Raw genomic sequence first — 555 nt, 5'->3', positions numbered from 1 at the left:
ACAAAGTTGACCTGCTGGCCGCAGATAATCTGCGTCAGCCGCTGGCGATCCTCATGGGTCAGCATATTCAGGTAGTTGTGCGCCAGCTCGTTACTGAGAATATTGGTCCCGTCGACGGTGCGCAGAATACAGATCCCCACCGGGGCTGAGGCCACGATTTTGCGGTTGAACTGTTCATGCTCTTCCAGTCGCTGCGCATCATTTTCCGCCGGGATAAAAATGCGCCGCTCATACATTCGCGCCAGCGCAAACAGCATTGCTCCGGTCAGAATATTGAGAATGATGGCGTTGATGATGAGCATGCGGATCCGCTCCAGCACCTGGTCCACCGAAACGGAATAGACGATACTTAAGGAGGACGGCGCCAGGCTTTTTTTCAGCACCAGCTCGCGAAAGCCTGCGCTGTAGCCAAACCACATCCGCTCCTGCATCCACTTCGCTTCGCTCTGGATTTTGCCTTCCGCGCCGGCCAACGAGATCAGCGGCTGGCCGTTATCGTCAAAAATCGTCACGCTCATCGGCAAACTGCCTGGCGTGAAGAAGCTTTCCATACGG

The 555-nt window shown here is 55.5% G+C and carries 1 pseudogene; it reads right to left on the bottom strand.

Going from position 1 to position 555, the window contains the following annotated elements:
• Nucleotides 1-555, bottom strand: a pseudogene (locus tag CW267_RS29900) (two-component system sensor histidine kinase/response regulator); the annotation flags it as partial.

The sequence above is a fragment of the Klebsiella sp. X1-16S-Nf21 genome (assembly GCF_002837615.1).
In the GTDB taxonomy this organism is placed as follows: Bacteria; Pseudomonadota; Gammaproteobacteria; order Enterobacterales; family Enterobacteriaceae; genus Klebsiella; species Klebsiella variicola.
Note: the sequence above shows the minus strand (reverse complement) of the source record. Positions and strands in the feature narration are given on the sequence as shown.